The sequence below is a fragment of the Streptomyces sp. ICC1 genome (genome assembly GCF_003287935.1).
GTDB classification, from domain to species: domain Bacteria; phylum Actinomycetota; class Actinomycetes; order Streptomycetales; family Streptomycetaceae; genus Streptomyces; species Streptomyces tritrimontium.
Genome location: NZ_CP030287.1, coordinates 983,326 through 1,001,141, shown reverse-complemented (window position 1 = coordinate 1,001,141; position 17,816 = coordinate 983,326). Strand labels below are relative to the sequence as shown.

Sequence of the window (17,816 nt, the reverse complement as noted above, 5' to 3'; positions counted from 1 at the left end):
CTGGCCGAGGGGCTAGCCGCTGATGCTCGGTGCGCCCGACTCGATGTGGCCCGTGTAGCGCCGCGACCAGGTGCCGTCGGAGTCGGCGAGGACCGTGAAGTCGTACCAGCCGCTGCTGTAGGCCACGGCGTTGAAGTAGTCCTCGCGCGAGGAGTTCGCCGGGACGGTGTACGTCCACGGGCCGTCCGTGCGGTAGGCGTTCGAGCGGATCGTGAAGGTGACCGGCGAGGCCGAGGAGTTGGTCATCTTGAAGTAGACCGCCGTCTTGCCGGTGCTCGCCTCCACCGCGAAGCGCGCCGCGACCTCGATCGACTTGCCCGCCTTCGACGCGTCGCCGATGAAGCGCCGCAGGAAGCGGTTCGGCCCGTACATCGAGATGTCGTACTTGCCGGAGCCGCTGCCGGTGCCGATGTTGAAGTAGTCCGTCGAGGTCGCGCCGGCGTCCACCGTGTACTGCCAGGCCGCCGTGTCCCGGTACTGGTGCGGGTGGATCGAGAAGTGCGCCGGCCGCTTCGCCTCCGTGCCCGCGTTCGTCATCGAGAACCAGGCCAGGATCTTGCCGGCGGCACCGAACTCGAAACGGTCCAGGTTCCCGTTGACCTGGTACGGAAGTGCCCGCGCGGGCCGCGTCCCGGCCTCCTGCACCGGCTGTGCGTTGTCCTGCGGCACCGGGTTGGGGAGCGGGCCGCAGGTCGCCTGGCCGATGACCTTGGCGGTGGACGGCAGGCCTGCGGGGACCCCGTAGACCGGGTGTGCGAAGTCGAAGACGCCCGTGAGGTCGCCGACCACCTTGCGGCGCCACGCGCTGATGTTGGGACAGGCGGCCGGGGTGCCCAGCGCGGCCGTCCACGTCTCCATGAAGCGCAGCACGGAGGTGTGGTCGAAGACCTCGGAGCTCACCCAGCCGCCGCGCGTCCACGGAGACATCACGATCATGGGGACGCGGAAGCCGAGCCCGATCGGGGTGCCGTCGATGTACTCGCCGGCCGTGCCGGGCGGGGCGACCGGCGGCGGGACGTGGTCGAAGAAGCCGTCGTTCTCGTCGTAGTTGAGGAAGAGGACGGTGGAGTCGAAGACCTCCGGGTTCGCCGAGAGCGCGCGGTAGACCAGGTCCACGAAGTGCGCGCCGTCGCCGGGCGGGGCGTACGGGTGCTCGGAGAAGGCCTCGTTCGCCACGACCCAGGAGACCTGGGGGAGGGTGCCGGCGACGACGTCCGCGCGGATGGCGGCGGCGATGTCGTCCGGGGTGGAGCCGGTGACCTTGGGCACGGAGCCCATGCCCCGGTCCCACAGCGGATTGCCGGGGGCCGCGTCCGTGAACTTCTTGAAGTAGGCGAGCCCGTTGTCCCCGTAGTTGTCCTGGGCGTTCTGGTAGACCTTCCAGCTCATCCCGGCGCGCTGCAGGGCCTCCGCGTACGTCTCCCAGGTCAGCCCGGACTCGTCGCCGCCGTCCTTGCTGCCCGCGTCGACCTTGCCGCTCCACAGGAAGGTGCGGTTGGGGCCGGTCGCGCTCAGGGTCGAGCAGAAGTAGGCGTCGCAGATGGTGTAGTTGTCGGCGAGGCCGTAGTGGAAGGGGATGTCGCCGCGGTCGAGGTAGCCGAGGGTGCGGGTGTTGCCGACGCCGGTGACGAAGTTGTCCATGCGGCCCTTGTTCCAGGCCGCGTGCTGCGAGTTCCAGCTGTGCGGGAGGTCGCCGTTGCACTGGGCGAGGGTCTCGCCGTCGACCCCGCCGGCCGGCGGGGTGGAGCTGAGCTTCCACGGGTACTGGCGGCCGCCCCAGTTGGGCTGGTTGAACATGCCCCAGCCGCCCGGGATGTTGCCTGCGGCGCGGTCGCCGAAACCGCGGACACCCTTCAGCTTGCCGAAGTAGTGGTCGAAGCTGCGGTTCTCCTGCATCAGGATCACCACGTGCTTCACGTCGGTGATGGTGCCGGAGGCGGCGGCCGCCGCCGAGGTCGGCGCGATCGCCGGGATGGCCGCCCCCGCCATCAGCCCGGCGCCGATTCCCACGAACCCTCTGCGGCTGATCGGTGTCACTGGCTACTCGCCTCCAACTCAAGTGCCCCGCTGGCACATTGACGGCAAGAGTGGCGGCAGCCGCGCCAAAGGTCTACATCCGTGCGGTAAGAACTCGGTGAACATCCGGATGGCCGGATTCAGACATCGAGCCGCACGAGCATTTTTCCCAGATTCTCCCCTCTGAGCATGCCCCGGAAGTCGTCCACCTTGTGATCGAATCCCTGGACAACGGTGGTGTCGGTGGAGATCAGGTCACTGCGCAGATGAGGGACCAGAAAGTCCTCCAGCTCGTCCTGCAGATTGGTGTGATTGCGAACCAATACCCCTTCCAGGCGCAGCGACTTGTGTACGACTTCGAAGGGGTTGCGGGGCGCGGCGGGGGAGCGGTCGCCGTTGTACATCGAGATCCCGCCGACCCACGCGATCCGCCCGTACTCGCGCAGGGCCGCGGTGCGGGTCAGGGCGGCGTACGCGGTCAGGCCGGTGCCGCCGAGGACCGAGAGGTACGCCTCCAGCGGGACGCCCTCGTGGCCGCGCAGCTTGCGGGTGCCGTCGGCGCCCAGGGTGACCTACACCCGGGCTTGGTGGCAGGCCCAGGACTGGATCCCGCGGGCCACCGTCAAGGCGGAGGACGACGGGATGGTCCTCACGATGGTCGGGCGCGGGCTCGGCATGGCGGTCCTGCCGGAGCTGTCGTTGCGGGAGGCGGGTGAGGCCGTCGAGATCACCGGTCTGGGCCCCTCGGGGCCCGTGAGACAGGTGGGATACGTCACCACGCCGGAACTGGCGAGGACGCTCGCCGTCAGGGCTCTGATCAGGGAACTCCGCTCCGCCAAGGCCTGAAGCGGAGCCGCGGTCGAGGTCCTTCCGAGGGGTTTCGCGTCTCAGATAGTAGGAAGTCCGAGTAATTGCGGAGACATACAGCGGGAGCTGGCTTACGTTGTAGAAGCCGAACGTCTCGCCGATCCGGCGAATGGCGGTCGAGAGCGCGCGCCCCGTCGCAGGCAACCCCTGCCGCGCACCGCTCCCCGCCTCTTCCGGCGCCTTGAAGGAACCCCTCATCCGTGGCCCCGCCACGCCGTGATCTCAAGGAGTCGATCACCATGACGCAGAACCCCGTCGCCGTCCGCCGCGCCCGGCGCTCCGCCGCCGCCGATGCCGACCGCAAGAACGCCGCCGCCGCCCTCCAGCGCGCCCTGGACCGCCGTGACAACGGCGGCTCGACCGGCCACTGAGCACGAGCCCGGCCCCGCACATATTGCGTCCACATGATGGACGCAATATGTCTGAGGGGTGGGACAAGGAGTACGGTTCCACCATGTCGACCAGCATCAATCTCGCAGTGATCCCCGGTGATGGCATCGGCCAGGAAGTCGTGGCTCAGGGCCTCAAGGTCCTTACCGCGGTCCTGCCCCAGGATGTGAAGCTGGAGACCAAGGAATACGACCTCGGCGCCCAGCGCTGGCACCGCACCGGTGAAACCCTCCCGGAGGCGGAGCTCGAGGCCCTCAAGCACCATGACGCGATCCTGCTGGGCGCCATCGGCGACCCCTCGGTCCCGTCGGGCGTCCTGGAGCGCGGTCTGCTGCTGAAGCTCCGCTTCGCCTTCGACCACTTCATCAACCTGCGCCCGTCGAAGCTCTTCCCCAACACGGCCACGCCGCTGGCAGGCCGTCCGGAGATCGACTTCGTCGTGGTCCGCGAGGGCACCGAGGGCCCGTACACCGGCAACGGCGGCAGCCTGCGCACCGGGACCCCGGCCGAGGTGGCCACCGAGGTCAGCATCAACACGGCGTACGGCGTCGAGCGCGTGGTCCGCGACGCGTACGAGCGGGCCAACGCCCGCCCGCGCAAGAAGCTGACCCTGGTCCACAAGAACAACGTCCTCGTGTACGCCGGCCACCTGTGGAAGAACATCTTCGACAAGGTCGGCCAGGAGTACCCCGGGGTCACCACCGACTACCTGCACGTCGACGCCGCGACGATCTTCTTCGTCACGCAGCCCGAGCGCTTCGACGTCATCGTCACGGACAACCTCTTCGGTGACATCCTCACCGACCTGGCCGCCGCCGTGACCGGCGGAATCGGCCTGGCCGCCTCCGGGAACATCAACCCGACCGGCGCCTTCCCGTCCATGTTCGAGCCCGTCCACGGCTCGGCCCCGGACATCGCCGGCACCGGCAAGGCCGACCCGACCGCGACGATCCTGTCGGTCGCCCTCCTCCTGCGCCACCTGGGCTACGAGGCCCAGGCCGCCCGCATCGAGGACGCGGTCTCCGCGGACCTGGCGGAGCGCGACGGCACCTTCCGCACCACCGACGAGATCGGCGACGCCCTCGCCGCTCGAGTAGCCGGCTGACCCGGTAGCCCCACCTCCAGGAAGCCGCCGGGTCGCGATCACCGCACCCGGCGGCTTTTCCTGTGCGGCCCCGGGTGTCACCATCTCCCCTGGGCCGCAAACACCCCGTTTCACCGAAGCCTCCTCCCGCGCGATAATCGAACGCGAGGCCGCGGACTACGGGGAAGCTCGGACGTCCTAGTACGCCGTGAGCGCGGTCCGCCATACACAACCGGTGAAGGACAAGCACTCATGACGACGCCCACGATCGAGCTGAAGCCCTCCTCGAACCCCCTGTCCGCCGCGGAGCGCGAGGCGATCCTGGCGAGCCCCGGCTTCGGCCGCCACTTCACCGACAACATGGTGACGATCAAGTGGACCGAGGGCCGCGGCTGGCACGACGCCGAGCTGGTCCCGTACGCGCCGCTGTCGATGGACCCGGCGAACATGACCCTGCACTACGCGCAGACGATCTTCGAGGGCCTCAAGGCCTACAAGCAGCCCGACGGCACCGTTGCCACCTTCCGCCCGCTGGCGAACGCCGAGCGGTTCCAGTCCTCGGCCCGCCGCATGGCGATGCCGGAGCTGCCGACCGAGCTGTTCATCGCGGCCTGCGACGCGCTGATCAAGCAGGACCGCGCCTGGGTGCCGGACTCCGGCGAGGCCTCGCTGTACCTGCGGCCGTTCATGTTCGCCTCCGAGGTCGGGCTCGGCGTCCGCCCGGCCAACGAGTTCCTCTTCATCGTCATCGCCTCGCCCGCCGGCGCCTACTTCCCCGGCGGCGTCAAGCCCGTCTCCGTCTGGCTCTCCGAGGAGTACGTGCGCGCGGCCAAGGGCGGCACCGGCGCCGCGAAGACCGGCGGCAACTACGCGGCCTCGCTCGTCGCGCAGGCCCAGGCCGCCGAGCACGGCTGCGACCAGGTGGTCTGGCTCGACGCCGTCGAGCACCGCTGGATCGAGGAGATGGGCGGGATGAACCTGTACTTCGTGTACGGGCAGGAGGACGGAGCACATCGGATCGTCACCCCCGAGCTCACCGGCTCGCTCCTTCCCGGCATCACCCGCGACTCCCTCCTCACCATCGCCCGCGACCTCGGCTACACCGCCGAAGAGGGCCGGATCACCACCGAGGACTGGAAGCGCGACAACGAGAACGGCACCCTGACCGAGGTCTTCGCCTGCGGCACCGCCGCCGTGATCACCCCGGTCGGCTCGGTCAAGTCCGAGCGCGCCAACTGGACCCAGGGCGACGGCGAGCCCGGCGAGGTCACCATGAAGCTCCGCAAGGCGCTGCTGGACCTCCAGACCGGCCACACCGCCGACACCCACGGCTGGATGCACCCGCTCGGCTAGAGCCGGCGAGCCCGTACGTACGAAGGCCCGCGCCCTCCTGACCACAGGGGGGCGCGGGCCTTCGTACGTACGGGGAAAGTCCTACGCGGCGACCGGCTCCTCGGCGGCTTCGGCCGGGGCCGCGGCGGGGGCGGTGCGGGCCGTCAGGGCCGTGTGGACCAGCCCGCCGGCCAGGCCGGACAGGACGAAGGAGCAGTCCACGCCACCGGTCAGGGCCAGCAGCGGACCCTCGTAGAACGGGGTGGTCACGGCGAGCAGGCCGACGCCCGCGCCGATCGCCCAGGAGAGGGTGGCCGGGACGTTCCAGCCGGCGCGGAACCAGTAGACCCCGCCCTTGGCGCGGCGGTTGAAGACCTGGAGGGCCTCGGCGTCGTAGTGGCCGCGGCAGCGCACGTGGCCGATGAGGGTGATCACGGCCCACGGGGTGCCGATCGCGGTCAGCAGCAGCACGAACGAGGTCATCGCGGCCTGTACGTCCCACTCGAAGGAGCCGACGAACACGAACGCGGTGGCCACGGCCGCGGCGATCACGGTGGTCGTGGTCCGGCTGGCCTTGGGGACGATGGCGTCGAGGTCGAGGCCCATGGAGTAGAGCATCAGCCCGGCGTTGCCGACCGATCCGGCCGCCGCGGCGACCAGCAGCGGAACCAGGTACCAGAACGGCGCGGCGTCGACCAGCGGACCGGCGTACTCGGCGCCGGCCCGGGCGGCGAGCGCCGTGTAGGTGCCGAAGAGCTGCGGGATCAGCAGTCCGGCGAGCAGGCCGAGCCCGGTGGACCAGAGCACCTTGCGGGAGCTGTGCCTGCGCGGGGAGATGTAGCGGGTGTAGTCGCCGAGCAGGGTGATGAAGGCGACGGGCCCGCTGAGCCCGGCGGCGACGGCGGCGAGCAGCCAGGTCGGCCAGAACGAGCCGAGCAGGTACGGGGTCTCCGGCGGGGCGGCGGAGGTGAAGTCCGGGGCGTAGGCGAAGACGCCGACGGCCAGCAGGACCACCATGCCGATGGACAGGACCTTGCTCATGCGCAGCAGCAGCCGGTAGCCGAAGACGGCTCCGACGACCGTGCACACGGCGAGCACGCCGTACATCACGGCCCGGGAGGCGCCGGTGTCCGGCAGCCCGGTGAGCCGGGACAGGGCGCCGACCATCACGTCGCCGCCGATCCACAGGGTCAGTGCGGTGTAGCCGAGCGAGAGCAGCAGGCCGACCACCGAGCCGACGAGCCGGCCGCGGACGCCGAACTGGGCTCCGCTGGAGGTGGAGAGGTTGGTCCCCGTGCGCAGGGAGACGAGCGCGAGCGGCGCGGTGAAGGCGATGCCGACGAGGGTGCCGGTCACGATGGCGGTGACCGACGGCCACAGACCCAGCCCGAAGGACGGGGGCAGCCAGCCGAAGACGATCACACCGAGGCAGAGATTGGAGCCGAGGAGGATCGAAATCAGGTCACGGGGACCGCTCGTCCGCTCCTCTTCCGGGATGGTGTCGACTCCGCGCTGTTCGATGGGCATGGGGGGACTCCCTTGGAAGGGCGGGGGGTGGCAACGCAATATTTGAGCGCCACTCAATGTGACCTAAGCCCAGGTCCCAGGTCAATGCTTCATTGCGGAGAAATGAAGAGTTAGAGTGATGCTCTAACCCATCGACTCAAAGGGTGGTGGATCGGCGTGCGGCTGACCCCAACGGAGCGCGACAGGCTGCTGCTGCGCAGCGCTGCGGAACTGGCCAGGGCCCGGCGGGCCCGCGGGCTGAAACTCAACGTCCCCGAGGCCACCGCGCTCATCGCGGACACGGTCTGCGAGGCCGCGCGCGACGGCAAGCGGCTCGCCGAGGCCATCGAGGAGGCCCGCTCGGTGCTGGGCCCCGGCGACGTCCTGCCCGGCGTCAGCGACGTGGTCACGGAGGTGCACGTGGAGGCCGTCTTCGACGACGGATCCCGCCTCGCGGTGGTCTCGTCCCCGATCCGGGGCGCCGTCGGCCTCGGCGAGCACGCCCCCGGCGCGGTCGTGCCCGGCCCCGGCGCCCCCCAGCCGGAGCCCGCCGTCCACCTGCACGTGCGCAACACCGCCTCCGTGCCGGTCAGCGTCACCTCGCACTTCCACTTCTTCGAGGCGAACCCGCGCCTTCACTTCGACCGCGCCGCCGCCTACGGCATGCGGCTGTGCGTGCCGGCGGGCTCCTCGGTCCGCTTCGACCCGGGCGGCGAGGCCGAGGTCGGCCTGGTCCCCATCGGCGGCGAGCGCATCGCCATCGGCTTCGCCGGACTGGTCGACGGCCCCCTCGACGCCCCGGGCGCCAAGGCCGAGGCCCTGCGCCGCGCGGCCGCCTGCGGCTACCTCGGCACGGATGCCACCGATGCCACCGATGTCACCGATGTCACCGACACCACCGACGCCACGGACGGAGACCAGGCGTGAGCAAGCAGACCCGGCACAGCGACCACTGCGCCCCCGGCAGTCGGCACATCGACCCGCACGAGTACGCCTCCGTCTTCGGCCCCCGCGCCGGGGACCGGGTCCGGCTCGGCGACTCCGGGCTGACCGTCTGCGTCGAGTCCGATTCCCAGAAGCCCGGCGACGAGTTCCTCGCCGGCTTCGGCAAGACCGCCCGCGACGGACTGCACCTGAAGGCCGCCGCCGTCCGCGACACCTGCGACGTGGTGATCAGCAACGTGCTGGTCATCGACGCCGTCCTCGGCATCCGCAAGGTCTCCATCGGCATCCGCGAGGGCCGCATCCACGCGATCGGCCGCGCCGGAAACCCGGACACCCTGGACGGGGTGGACGTCGTGGTCGGCACGGGCACGAGCATCGTCTCCGGCGAGGGCATGATCGCCACCGCCGGAGCCGTCGACACCCACGTGCACCTGCTGTCCCCGCGCATCATGGAGGCCTCGCTCGCGGCGGGCGTCACCACGATCATCGGCCAGGAGTTCGGCCCGGTCTGGGGCGTCGGAGTCAACTCCCCGTGGGCGCTCAAGCACGCCTTCAACGCCTTCGACGCCTGGCCCGTCAACATCGGCTTCCTCGCCCGCGGCTCCTCCTCCGACCCGGCCCCGCTGATCGAGGCGCTGGCCGAGGGCGGTGCGAGCGGCTTCAAGGTCCACGAGGACATGGGCGCCCACACCCGCGCCCTGGACACTGCCCTGCGGGTCGCGGAGGAGTACGACGTACAGGTCGCCCTGCACAGCGACGGCCTCAACGAGTGCCTGTCCGTCGAGGACACCCTGCGGGTGCTGGACGGCCGCACCATCCACGCCTTCCACATCGAGGGCTGCGGCGGCGGACACGTCCCCAACGTCCTGAAGATGGCCGGCGTGCCGAACGTGATCGGCTCCTCCACCAACCCCACCCTGCCCTTCGGCCGGGACGCGGTCGCCGAGCACTACGGCATGATCGTCTCCGTCCACGACCTCAAGCCGGACCTCCCCGGTGACGCCGCCATGGCCCGCGACCGGATCCGCGCGGGCACCATGGGCGCCGAGGACGTGCTGCACGACCTGGGCGCGATCGGCATCACCTCCTCCGACGCCCAGGGCATGGGCCGGGCCGGCGAGACGATCCGCCGCACCTTCGCCATGGCCGCGAAGATGAAGGGCGAGCTGGGTCCGCTGGCCGGCGACGGCGAGGGCGACGACAACGCCCGCGTCCTGCGCTACATGGCCAAGCTGACGATCAACCCGGCCATCGCCCACGGTCTGGCCCACGAGATCGGCTCCATCGAGATCGGCAAGCTCGCCGACATCGTGCTGTGGCGCCCCCAGTTCTTCGGCGCCAAGCCGCAGCTGGTCCTCAAGTCGGGCTTCCCGGCGTACGGGGTCACCGGCGACCCCAACGCCGCCACCGACACCTGCGAACCGCTGGTCCTCGGGCCGCAGTTCGGCTCGTACGGGGCCACGGCCGCCGACATCTCCGTCGCCTTCGTGTCGGCCGCCGCCGCGGCCCTCGGCAGCGACGAGATGCCCACCCGCAGGCGCCGCGTCGCCGTCCGCGGCACCCGCGGCATCGGCCCCGGCGACCTGCTCCTCAACTCCCGGGTGGGCGCGGTCGATGTGGACGCGCGCAGCGGACTCGTCTCCCTGGACGGGGAACCGCTGCGCTCCGAAGCCGCCGATTCGGTCTCCCTCAACCGCCTGTACTTCCTGTAAGTCAGCACAGCCCGTAAGGACCTCCTGCCATGACCGCACAGCCCGCGAACGACGGTTTCCGGATGCCCGCCGAGTGGATGCCCCACGAGCGCACCTGGATGGCCTGGCCCAGCCCCAACCCCACCTTCACCAACGAGCGGGAGCTCGCCGAGGCCCGCGAGGCCTGGGGCGCCGTCGCCCGCGCGGTGCTCGCGTACGAGCCCGTGACCCTCGTCGTCTCGCCCGGTGACGCCGAGAGCGCCCGCGCGGTCGTCGGCGACGGGGTCGAGCTGGTCGAGCGCGAGCTCGACGACGCCTGGATGCGCGACATCGGTCCGACCTTCGTCACCAACGACGCCGGCGAGCTGGCCGCCGTCGACTGGACCTTCAACGGCTGGGGCGCCCAGGAGTGGGCCCGCTGGGACCACGACTCGAAGATCGCCCGGGAGGTCTCCGGCATCGCCGGGACCCGCACCTACAGCACCGCCCTCGTCAACGAGGGCGGCGCCATCCACGTGGACGGCGAGGGCACCGTGCTCCTCACCGACACCGTGCAGCTGGGCAAGGGCCGCAACCCCGACTGGAGCCGCGAGCAGGTCGAGGCCGAGATCCACGCCCACCTGGGCACCACCAAGGCGATCTGGCTCCCGTACGGCCTGGCCGGCGACTACGGCACCTACGGCACCCAGGGCCACGTGGACATCGTCGCCGCCTTCGCCCGCCCCGGCGTGGTCATGGTCCACAGCCAGCCCGACCCGGCCCACCCGGACCACGAGCGCGGCAAGACCATCGCCGCCATCCTGCGCGCCTCCACCGACGCGCGGGGCCGGCGGCTGGAGGTCGTGGAGATCCCGGCGCCGACCGTGCTGGAGGAGGACGGCGAGTGGGTCGACTACTCCTACATCAACCACTACCTGTGCAACGGCGGCGTGGTCCTGTGCGCCTTCGACGACCCGCGCGACGAGGAGGCGGCGGAGATCTTCCGCGGTCTGTTCCCGGAGCGGACCGTGACGCTCGTCGACGCACGTACGATTTTCGCCGGGGGTGGCGGAATCCACTGCATCACCCAGCAGCAGCCGAAGGTCTGACCCGTCCGAGGGACGGGACGGGCGGACCAGAACGAGGAGTGGGCCATGGTGGCGGGTGAGGTACGTGCCGCGCGCAAGAACGCGCCGCCGCGCGAGGACGTCCTGGTCGCCGCCATGGCCACCATCGCCGAGCGCGGCCTGGACGGGCTGACCATGGCCGGCCTGGGCCGCCAGGTCGGCATGAGCAGCGGCCACCTCCTCTACTACTTCCGCACCAAGGACGAGCTCCTGCTGCAGACCCTGGAGTGGAGCGAGGCGGCGCTGGGCACCGAGCGCCGCGCCCTGCTGTCCCGCCGCGGCCCCGCGCGCGAGCGCCTGCAGGCGTACGTCGACCTGTACGTGCCCCAGGCCGCCCGGGACCCGCACTGGACGCTGTGGCTGGAAGTCTGGAACCGCTCGCAGAACGCCGGACCGGGGGAGCGGGAGCGCCAGGGGGCCATCGAGGGCGCCTGGCACCGCGACCTGGTGGCCCTGCTCGCCGAGGGCATCTCGCGCGGGGAGTTCCGTCCGGTCGACCCGGACCGCTTCGCGGCCCGGCTGCGGGCCCTGCTCGACGGCTTCAGCATCCAGGTCGCCGTCGGCCTGCCGGGGCTCTCCCGAGAGGGCATCCTGGACCACGTCCGCGAGTTCCTGAGCGAGGCGCTGACCCCGCGGCAGGCCCAGATCTGAGCCGGGTCCCGGCCTGGCGCGGCGATCGGCGTGCCCGCATTGTGAGATCCCCGTCCACCCGCGGCAGGCGGTATGGCACACTGCCGACGTGCCTGCTCAGCTCATGATTATGGACAGCAGCGCGCCGGTCCGCAGTGACCGCTGAACCGTGAAAGAACTTCGCGGAAGCGGCCATCGTGCCTCAGACCCGCGCGCAGACCTCTCGCACCCGCGAGAGGTCTTTTCGTTTTCCGGCCCCAAACATGCCGGGAGCGGGCAGCGCGCGATGATGGGGGCAGTGGAGGCGGCCTGCCCTGGGGCGGGCATCCGGAAACCACACATCCGACAGGAGTCAGATCAGCATGACGACGACAGAGGCGACTGAGTCGACTGCGCCGGCTACGGGCCCCGGCCTCCTCGATGACGGGTTTCACGTCTTCGACACGACCCTGCGCGACGGCGCCCAGCGTGAGGGCATCAACCTCACGGTCGCCGACAAGCTGACGATCGCCCGGCACCTGGACGACTTCGGGGTGGGGTTCATCGAGGGCGGCTGGCCCGGCGCCAACCCCCGCGACACCGAGTTCTTCTCCCGGGCCCGCGCGGAGATCGACTTCAAGCACGCCCAGCTCGTCGCCTTCGGCGCGACCCGCCGGGCGGGCGGCTCCGCCGCCACCGACCCGCAGGTCCGCGCGCTGCTCGAATCGGGCGCCCCGGTGATCACGCTGGTGGCCAAGTCCCACGACCGGCACGTCGAGCTCGCCCTGCGCACCACCCTCGACGAGAACCTCGAGATGGTCCGCGACACCGTCTCCCACCTGGTCGCCCAGGGCCGCCGGGTCTTCGTCGACTGCGAGCACTTCTTCGACGGCTACCGCGCCAACGCCGAGTACGCCAAGTCGGTCGTCCGCGTCGCCCACGAGGCCGGCGCCGACGTCGTCGTCCTGTGCGACACCAACGGCGGCATGCTGCCCGCGCAGATCACCGCGACCGTCGCGACCGTCCTCGCCGACACCGGCGCCCGCCTGGGCATCCACGCCCAGGACGACACCGGCTGCGCCGTGGCCAACACGCTGGCCGCCGTCGACGCCGGCGCCACCCACGTCCAGTGCACCGCGAACGGCTACGGCGAGCGGGTCGGCAACGCCAACCTCTTCCCGGTCGTCGCCGCGCTGGAGATCAAGTACGGCCGCACGGTCCTCCCGGTGGGCGCCCTCGCCGAGATGACCCGGATCTCGCACGCCATCGCGGAGGTCGTCAACCTCACCCCCTCCACGCACCAGCCGTACGTCGGCGTCTCCGCCTTCGCGCACAAGGCGGGCCTGCACGCCTCGGCCATCAAGGTCGACCCGGACCTGTACCAGCACATCGACCCGGAGCGGGTCGGCAACACCATGCGGATGCTGGTCTCCGACATGGCCGGCCGGGCCTCCATCGAGCTCAAGGGCAAGGAGCTCGGCGTCGAACTCGGCGGGGACCGCGCGCTGATCTCCCGCGTCGTCGAGCGGGTCAAGGAGCGCGAGCTCCAGGGCTACACCTACGAGGCCGCCGACGCCTCCTTCGAACTGCTGCTGCGGGCCGAGGCGGAGGGCCGGGCGCGCAAGTACTTCCGCATCGAGTCCTGGCGGGCCATCATCGAGGACCGCCCCGACGGCACGCACGCCAACGAGGCCACGGTGAAGCTGTGGGCCAAGGGCGAGCGGATCGTGGCGACGGCGGAGGGCAACGGCCCGGTCAACGCGCTGGACCGCGCGCTGCGGGTGGCGCTGGAGCGCTTCTACCCCCAGCTGGCGAAGTTCGAGCTGATCGACTACAAGGTCCGCATCCTGGAGGGCAAGCACGGCACCGAGTCCACGACGCGCGTGCTGGTCACCACGACGGACGGCTCCCGCGAGTGGAACACGGTCGGCGTCGCGCCGAACGTGATCGCGGCGTCCTGGCAGGCCCTGGAGGACGCCTTCACCTTCGGCCTCCTCCACGCGGGCGTGGAGCCGGCGGAGTAGGCCGGCGCCTTCCGGGCTTCGCCCAGCCGCCCCCCACCTCGCCGGACCGCGGTCCGGCGAGGTCCTCGGGGCGGGGGTCGATGGCCCTTATGTCCCGCTCACACAGGATTACACCCGTTCGGGTAGCGTCGTGAGTATGAGGACCAGGCTTATGTCCATACGTATGGGATCGCTGCTGGCCGGTCTGCTGCTGTCCCTGTCCGCGACCGCCCTCCTGGTCGCCCCGCAGGCATCCGCGGCCACCGGGACCACGGCCGTGGCGGAGGCCCTCAAGAAGGGCCCGGTCTACGTGGACCCCCGCGCCGAGGCGCAGCTGCCGCCGGCGCAGGCCGAGGCGCTCGCCAAGAAGATCAAGGACGCCGGGAAGCCGGTGTTCGTGGCCGTGCTGCCGGCCACCGCCGAGTTCCCCGCGGCCACCGTGCTCAAGACGGTCCGCACCGAGACCGGCATCACCGGGCTCTACGCGATCCGGCTCGGGGACGGCTTCAACGCCGGCGCGGACAAGGCGGTCATGCCGAACAACGCGGTCCGCAACCTGGTCGACGCCGTCAAGGCGGGCGCCCCGGTGGACGCGAGCACCGAGCTCAACACCTTCGTCGACCAGGCCCTGGCCCAGGCGAAGGGCAAGGCCCCCGCCTCCTGGAGCGGGGCGGGCGGCGCGGCGGCCGACAGCGGCGCCCCCGTCGGCGCACTGATCGGCCTCGGCGTCGTGGCCGCGGTCGGCGGCGGCGGTGCGTACGCGTTGGTCAAGCGCAACCGAAAGAAGAAGGAAGAGCTGCGCCGCGAGGCCGTCGCCCGGCTGGGCGTCGTCGTCGACGAGGACATCACGGCCTTCGGCGAGGAACTGGACCGCCTCGACTTCCACCCCGGCGAACCCGGCGCGGACGACGCCATGCGGGCCGACTACGGGCAGGGCCTCGACTCGTACGAGAAGGCCAAGCAGATCATGGCCTCGGTGCGGTACCCCGAGGAGGTCAAGGGGGTCACCCAGGCACTGGAGGACGGCCGGTACGCACTGGCCCGCCTCGACGCGCGCCGCCAGGGCCGGCCGCTGCCCGAGCGCCGTTCCCCCTGCTTCTTCGACCCGCGCCACGGGCCGAGCGCCGAGGACGCCGACTGGGCCCCGGCGGGCGGGGCCGCCCGTACCGTGCCGGTCTGCGCGGCCGACGCCGTACGGCTGCGCGACGGCCAGGACCCGGCGGTCCGCACCGTCGACACGGAGCACGGGCCGCGCCCCTACTACGACGCCGGCCCGGCGTACGGCCCCTGGGCCGGCGGCTACTTCGGCGGCGGCATCCTGCCGGGCCTGCTCATGGGCACGATGCTCGGTTCGATGATGTCCAGCCCGGCCTACGCCTCCGACTTCGGCGGCGGCAACGGCTACGACGGCGGCTTCGGGGGCGGGGACGTCTCCGGCGCCGACTTCAACCCGTCCGACTTCGGCGGCGGGGACTTCGGCGGCGGAGGCGGTTTCGACGGGGGCGACTTCTGAGCCGCCCCCGGTCCCGGAGGGTCAGGCCTGCTTGATCGCGGAGATGTCGAAGGTCAGCTTCACCTTGTCGCTGACCATCACACCGCCGGTCTCCAGGGCCGCGTTCCAGGTCAGGCCCCAGTCGGAGCGCAGGATCTCGGCGGAGCCCTCGAAGCCGACGCGCTCGTTGCCGTAGACGTCGGTGGCGGAGCCGTTGAACTCCAGGTCGATGGAGAGCGGGCGGGTCACGTCCTTGATGGTCAGCTCGCCGGTGATGCGGTACTTGTCGCCGCCGAGCTGGGCCGCCCGCGTCGAGCGGAAGGTCATCAGCGGGAAGGTCTCGGCGTCGAAGAAGTCGGCGGAGCGCAGGTGGCCGTCGCGGTCGCCGATGCCGGTGTCGACGGAGGCGATCTTCACGTCGATGGAGGCGGTGGAGCGGGACGGGTCGGCTCCGTCGAGGTGCAGGGCGCCCTCGTGGCCGGCGAAGGTGCCGCGGACGTTGGTGACCATCGCGTGGCGGACGGTGAAGCCGATGCTGCTGTGCGCGGCGTCGATGACGTAGTCGCCGGTGACGGCCGCGAGGGCCGGGTCCACGTCGAGCGTGGCGACGGCGCCGCCTTCCTGGGACTGCGCGGTCTGGTTGCGGCGGGTGAAGAGACCCATGACTTGCTCCTCGGTTCGGCACCCGGTCGGTGCTGTTGAACTTTCAACAAGAATGACGCTAGACCCATTCCGTTCAAATTTCAACTTCTAGGGTGCGTGTCGCCGGTTCGGCGGGCGCAGAGGGGGTCTTTGTTGGATCCGCACAAAGGACGAAGGTCCCGTCTGGCGGTGTCCGCTCATCCCTTCGTGGTTCTGTCCGGCCCGGACAGCGGAACACACGCGACACTGTGTGGATTCGACGGAGGGTTTTGGCGGTCCCGCTTCGTAAGGTCGGTACATGACCGTTGTGGACCAGATTCCGAGCGAGCCGACGGACGCCCGAGGGCGCGTGGCCGAGCTGCACGACCTGCGCGAGCAGGCGCGTCGCGGACCGAGCGACCGGGCGACCGAAGCCCAGCACGCCAAGGGCAAGCTCACCGCCCGTGAGCGCATCGCGCTGCTGCTCGACGAAGGTTCATTCAAGGAGGTCGAGCAGCTCCGCCGCCACCGCGCGACGGGCTTCGGCCTCGAGGCCAAGAAGCCGTACACCGACGGTGTCATCACCGGCTGGGGCACGGTCGAGGGCCGCACGGTCTTCGTCTACGCGCACGACTTCCGCATCTTCGGCGGCGCCCTGGGCGAGGCCCACGCCACGAAGATCCACAAGATCATGGACATGGCCATCGCGGCCGGTGCCCCGCTGGTCTCGCTCAACGACGGCGCCGGCGCCCGCATCCAGGAGGGTGTCTCCGCCCTCGCCGGCTACGGCGGCATCTTCCAGCGCAACACCAAGGCCTCGGGCGTCATCCCGCAGATCTCGGTCATGCTGGGCCCCTGCGCCGGCGGCGCCGCGTACTCCCCGGCGCTCACGGACTTCGTGTTCATGGTCCGCGAGACCTCGCAGATGTTCATCACCGGCCCGGACGTGGTCCGCGCGGTGACCGGCGAGGAGATCACCCAGAACGGCCTCGGCGGCGCGGACGTGCACGCCGAGACCTCGGGCGTCGCGCACTTCGCGTACGACGACGAGGAGACCTGCATCTCCGAGGTCCGCTACCTCATCACGATGCTCCCCTCCAACAACCGCGAGAACCCCCCGGTCCACGAGACCAGCGACCCGGCCGACCGTCGCTCGGAGGTCCTGCTCGACCTCGTGCCGGCCGACGGCAACCGCCCGTACGACATGCTCAAGGTGATCGAGGAGCTCGTCGACGAAGGCGACGTCCTGGAGATCCACGAGCGCTGGGCCCGCAACATCATCTGCGCGCTCGCGCGGATGGACGGCCAGGTCGTGGGCATCGTCGCCAACCAGCCCGGGCACCTCGCCGGGGTCCTGGACATCCACGCCTCCGAGAAGGCGGCGCGCTTCGTCCAGCTCTGCGACGCCTTCAACATCCCGATCATCACCCTCCTGGACGTCCCCGGCTTCCTGCCGGGCGTCGACCAGGAGCACGGCGGCATCATCCGGCACGGCGCCAAGCTGCTGTACGCGTACTGCAACGCGACGGTCCCGCGGATCTCGCTGATCCTGCGCAAGGCCTACGGCGGCGCCTACATCGTCATGGACTCCCAGTCCATCGGCGCCGACCTCACCTACGCCTGGCCCACCAACGAGATCGCCGTGATGGGCGCCGAGGGTGCCGCCAACGTCATCTTCCGCAAGCAGATCGCGGACGCCGAGGACCCCGAGGCCATGCGCGCGCGCATGGTCAAGGAGTACAAGGCCGAGCTGATGCACCCGTACTACGCGGCCGAGCGCGGCCTCGTCGACGACGTCATCGACCCCGCCGAGACCCGAGAGGTGCTCGTCGCCGCCCTCTCGATGCTCCGCAACAAGCACGCCGATCTGCCGTCCCGCAAGCACGGCAACCCGCCGCAGTAGACGTCGAAGGAGAAACGCCACCGATGAGCACCGCCACCGGCACCCTGCTGAAGGTCGAGAAGGGCCACGCCGAGCCCGAGGAGCTGGCCGCGATCACCGCGATCCTGCTCGCCCGCGCCGCCGCCACCCCCGAGGGCGTCACGGCCACCGTCCGCTCCCAGGCCGGCTGGCGCCGCCTCGAGCGCACCCCCGGCTTCCGCGGCCCCCGCAGCTGGCAGGGCTGAGCCCCGAGCACGGCGAGAGGCCCCGCA

General features: G+C 70.9%; 14 protein-coding genes and 2 pseudogenes. 12 read left to right on the top strand and 4 right to left on the bottom strand.

What is annotated here, in order from left to right:
* Positions 1-12: 12 nt before the first annotated feature.
* On the bottom strand, positions 13-2,037 hold the full coding sequence (locus DRB96_RS04780) for a phospholipase C, phosphocholine-specific (RefSeq protein ID WP_112447017.1): 2,025 nt from the start codon (positions 2,035-2,037) through the stop codon (positions 13-15).
* A gap of 119 nt (positions 2,038-2,156) precedes the next feature.
* A pseudogene (locus DRB96_RS44255) lies at positions 2,157-2,588 on the bottom strand (hypothetical protein); the annotation flags it as partial.
* Here DRB96_RS44255 and DRB96_RS04770 point away from each other — a divergent pair.
* The 4 genes and pseudogenes from DRB96_RS04770 to DRB96_RS04760 form a co-directional block, all read left to right on the top strand.
* Positions 2,587-2,862, top strand: a pseudogene (locus tag DRB96_RS04770) (LysR substrate-binding domain-containing protein); the annotation flags it as partial. The pseudogenes DRB96_RS44255 and DRB96_RS04770 sit on opposite strands and share 2 nt — an antisense overlap.
* A gap of 260 nt (positions 2,863-3,122) precedes the next feature.
* The gene (locus DRB96_RS45815; protein ID WP_275431882.1) at positions 3,123-3,254 is read left to right on the top strand and encodes a hypothetical protein; all 132 of its coding nucleotides are present in this window, start codon (positions 3,123-3,125) and stop codon (positions 3,252-3,254) included.
* 83 nt (positions 3,255-3,337) lie between these two features.
* Complete coding sequence (locus DRB96_RS04765) at positions 3,338-4,378, top strand: 3-isopropylmalate dehydrogenase (protein WP_112453209.1); 1,041 nt, start codon at positions 3,338-3,340, stop codon at positions 4,376-4,378.
* A 231-nt stretch (positions 4,379-4,609) separates the two neighbouring features.
* Complete coding sequence (locus DRB96_RS04760; protein WP_112447015.1) at positions 4,610-5,710, top strand: branched-chain amino acid aminotransferase; 1,101 nt, start codon at positions 4,610-4,612, stop codon at positions 5,708-5,710.
* Between the two features lie 81 nt (positions 5,711-5,791).
* Here the strand turns inward: DRB96_RS04760 and DRB96_RS04755 are convergent, their stop codons facing one another.
* Positions 5,792-7,216 (bottom strand): cytosine permease, encoded by a 1,425-nt coding sequence (locus DRB96_RS04755; protein WP_112447013.1) that lies wholly within the window; start codon positions 7,214-7,216, stop codon positions 5,792-5,794.
* Between the two features lie 156 nt (positions 7,217-7,372).
* Here DRB96_RS04755 and ureA point away from each other — a divergent pair, with 156 nt between their 5' ends.
* The 6 genes from ureA (at position 7,373) to DRB96_RS04720 (ending at position 15,062) form a co-directional block, all read left to right on the top strand.
* Positions 7,373-8,122 (top strand): urease subunit gamma, encoded by a 750-nt coding sequence (ureA, locus tag DRB96_RS04750; RefSeq protein ID WP_239516022.1) that lies wholly within the window; start codon positions 7,373-7,375, stop codon positions 8,120-8,122.
* Positions 8,119-9,852 (top strand): urease subunit alpha, encoded by a 1,734-nt coding sequence (locus tag DRB96_RS04745; RefSeq protein WP_239516021.1) that lies wholly within the window; start codon positions 8,119-8,121, stop codon positions 9,850-9,852. Before ureA ends, DRB96_RS04745 begins: the two co-directional genes overlap by 4 nt.
* 29 nt (positions 9,853-9,881) lie before the next feature.
* Positions 9,882-10,919 (top strand): agmatine deiminase family protein, encoded by a 1,038-nt coding sequence (locus DRB96_RS04740; RefSeq protein ID WP_112447011.1) that lies wholly within the window; start codon positions 9,882-9,884, stop codon positions 10,917-10,919.
* A gap of 45 nt (positions 10,920-10,964) precedes the next feature.
* Positions 10,965-11,588 carry a TetR/AcrR family transcriptional regulator gene (locus DRB96_RS04735; protein WP_112447010.1) on the top strand — a complete coding sequence of 208 codons (624 nt, stop codon included), beginning with the start codon at positions 10,965-10,967 and terminating at the stop codon, positions 11,586-11,588.
* A 341-nt stretch (positions 11,589-11,929) separates the two neighbouring features.
* Entirely contained in the window at positions 11,930-13,570 is a 1,641-nt protein-coding gene (gene cimA / locus DRB96_RS04725; protein WP_112447006.1) for a citramalate synthase, read from the top strand.
* Positions 13,571-13,706: 136 nt separating this feature from the next.
* A complete protein-coding gene (locus DRB96_RS04720; protein WP_112447004.1) occupies positions 13,707-15,062 on the top strand; it encodes a hypothetical protein in 1,356 nt (451 codons plus the stop codon).
* Between the two features lie 21 nt (positions 15,063-15,083).
* On the opposite strand, the gene DRB96_RS04715 is transcribed toward DRB96_RS04720, so the two are convergent.
* Positions 15,084-15,704: a YceI family protein gene (locus tag DRB96_RS04715; protein WP_112447002.1), complete on the bottom strand. Its 621-nt coding sequence runs from the start codon at positions 15,702-15,704 to the stop codon at positions 15,084-15,086.
* A 277-nt stretch (positions 15,705-15,981) separates the two neighbouring features.
* Here DRB96_RS04715 and DRB96_RS04710 point away from each other — a divergent pair, with 277 nt between their 5' ends.
* The gene (locus DRB96_RS04710; protein WP_112447000.1) at positions 15,982-17,565 is read left to right on the top strand and encodes an acyl-CoA carboxylase subunit beta; all 1,584 of its coding nucleotides are present in this window, start codon (positions 15,982-15,984) and stop codon (positions 17,563-17,565) included.
* A gap of 23 nt (positions 17,566-17,588) precedes the next feature.
* Entirely contained in the window at positions 17,589-17,789 is a 201-nt protein-coding gene (locus DRB96_RS04705; RefSeq protein ID WP_112446998.1) for an acyl-CoA carboxylase subunit epsilon, read from the top strand.
* The last annotated feature ends 27 nt before the right edge of the window (positions 17,790-17,816 follow it).

Bases quoted from the DNA above. Each gene is read 5' to 3' on its own strand.
- DRB96_RS04720 (WP_112447004.1), top strand. From the start codon at position 13,707: ATGAGGACCAGGCTTATGTCCATACGTATGGGATCGCTGCTGGCCGGT.
- DRB96_RS04735 (WP_112447010.1), top strand. From the start codon at position 10,965: ATGGTGGCGGGTGAGGTACGTGCCGCGCGCAAGAACGCGCCGCCGCGC.
- DRB96_RS04705 (WP_112446998.1), top strand. From the start codon at position 17,589: ATGAGCACCGCCACCGGCACCCTGCTGAAGGTCGAGAAGGGCCACGCC.
- DRB96_RS04765 (WP_112453209.1), top strand. From the start codon at position 3,338: ATGTCGACCAGCATCAATCTCGCAGTGATCCCCGGTGATGGCATCGGC.
- DRB96_RS04715 (WP_112447002.1), bottom strand. From the start codon at position 15,704: ATGGGTCTCTTCACCCGCCGCAACCAGACCGCGCAGTCCCAGGAAGGC.
- DRB96_RS04710 (WP_112447000.1), top strand. From the start codon at position 15,982: ATGACCGTTGTGGACCAGATTCCGAGCGAGCCGACGGACGCCCGAGGG.
- cimA (WP_112447006.1), top strand. From the start codon at position 11,930: ATGACGACGACAGAGGCGACTGAGTCGACTGCGCCGGCTACGGGCCCC.
- DRB96_RS45815 (WP_275431882.1), top strand. From the start codon at position 3,123: ATGACGCAGAACCCCGTCGCCGTCCGCCGCGCCCGGCGCTCCGCCGCC.
- DRB96_RS04760 (WP_112447015.1), top strand. From the start codon at position 4,610: ATGACGACGCCCACGATCGAGCTGAAGCCCTCCTCGAACCCCCTGTCC.
- DRB96_RS04755 (WP_112447013.1), bottom strand. From the start codon at position 7,216: ATGCCCATCGAACAGCGCGGAGTCGACACCATCCCGGAAGAGGAGCGG.
- DRB96_RS04740 (WP_112447011.1), top strand. From the start codon at position 9,882: ATGACCGCACAGCCCGCGAACGACGGTTTCCGGATGCCCGCCGAGTGG.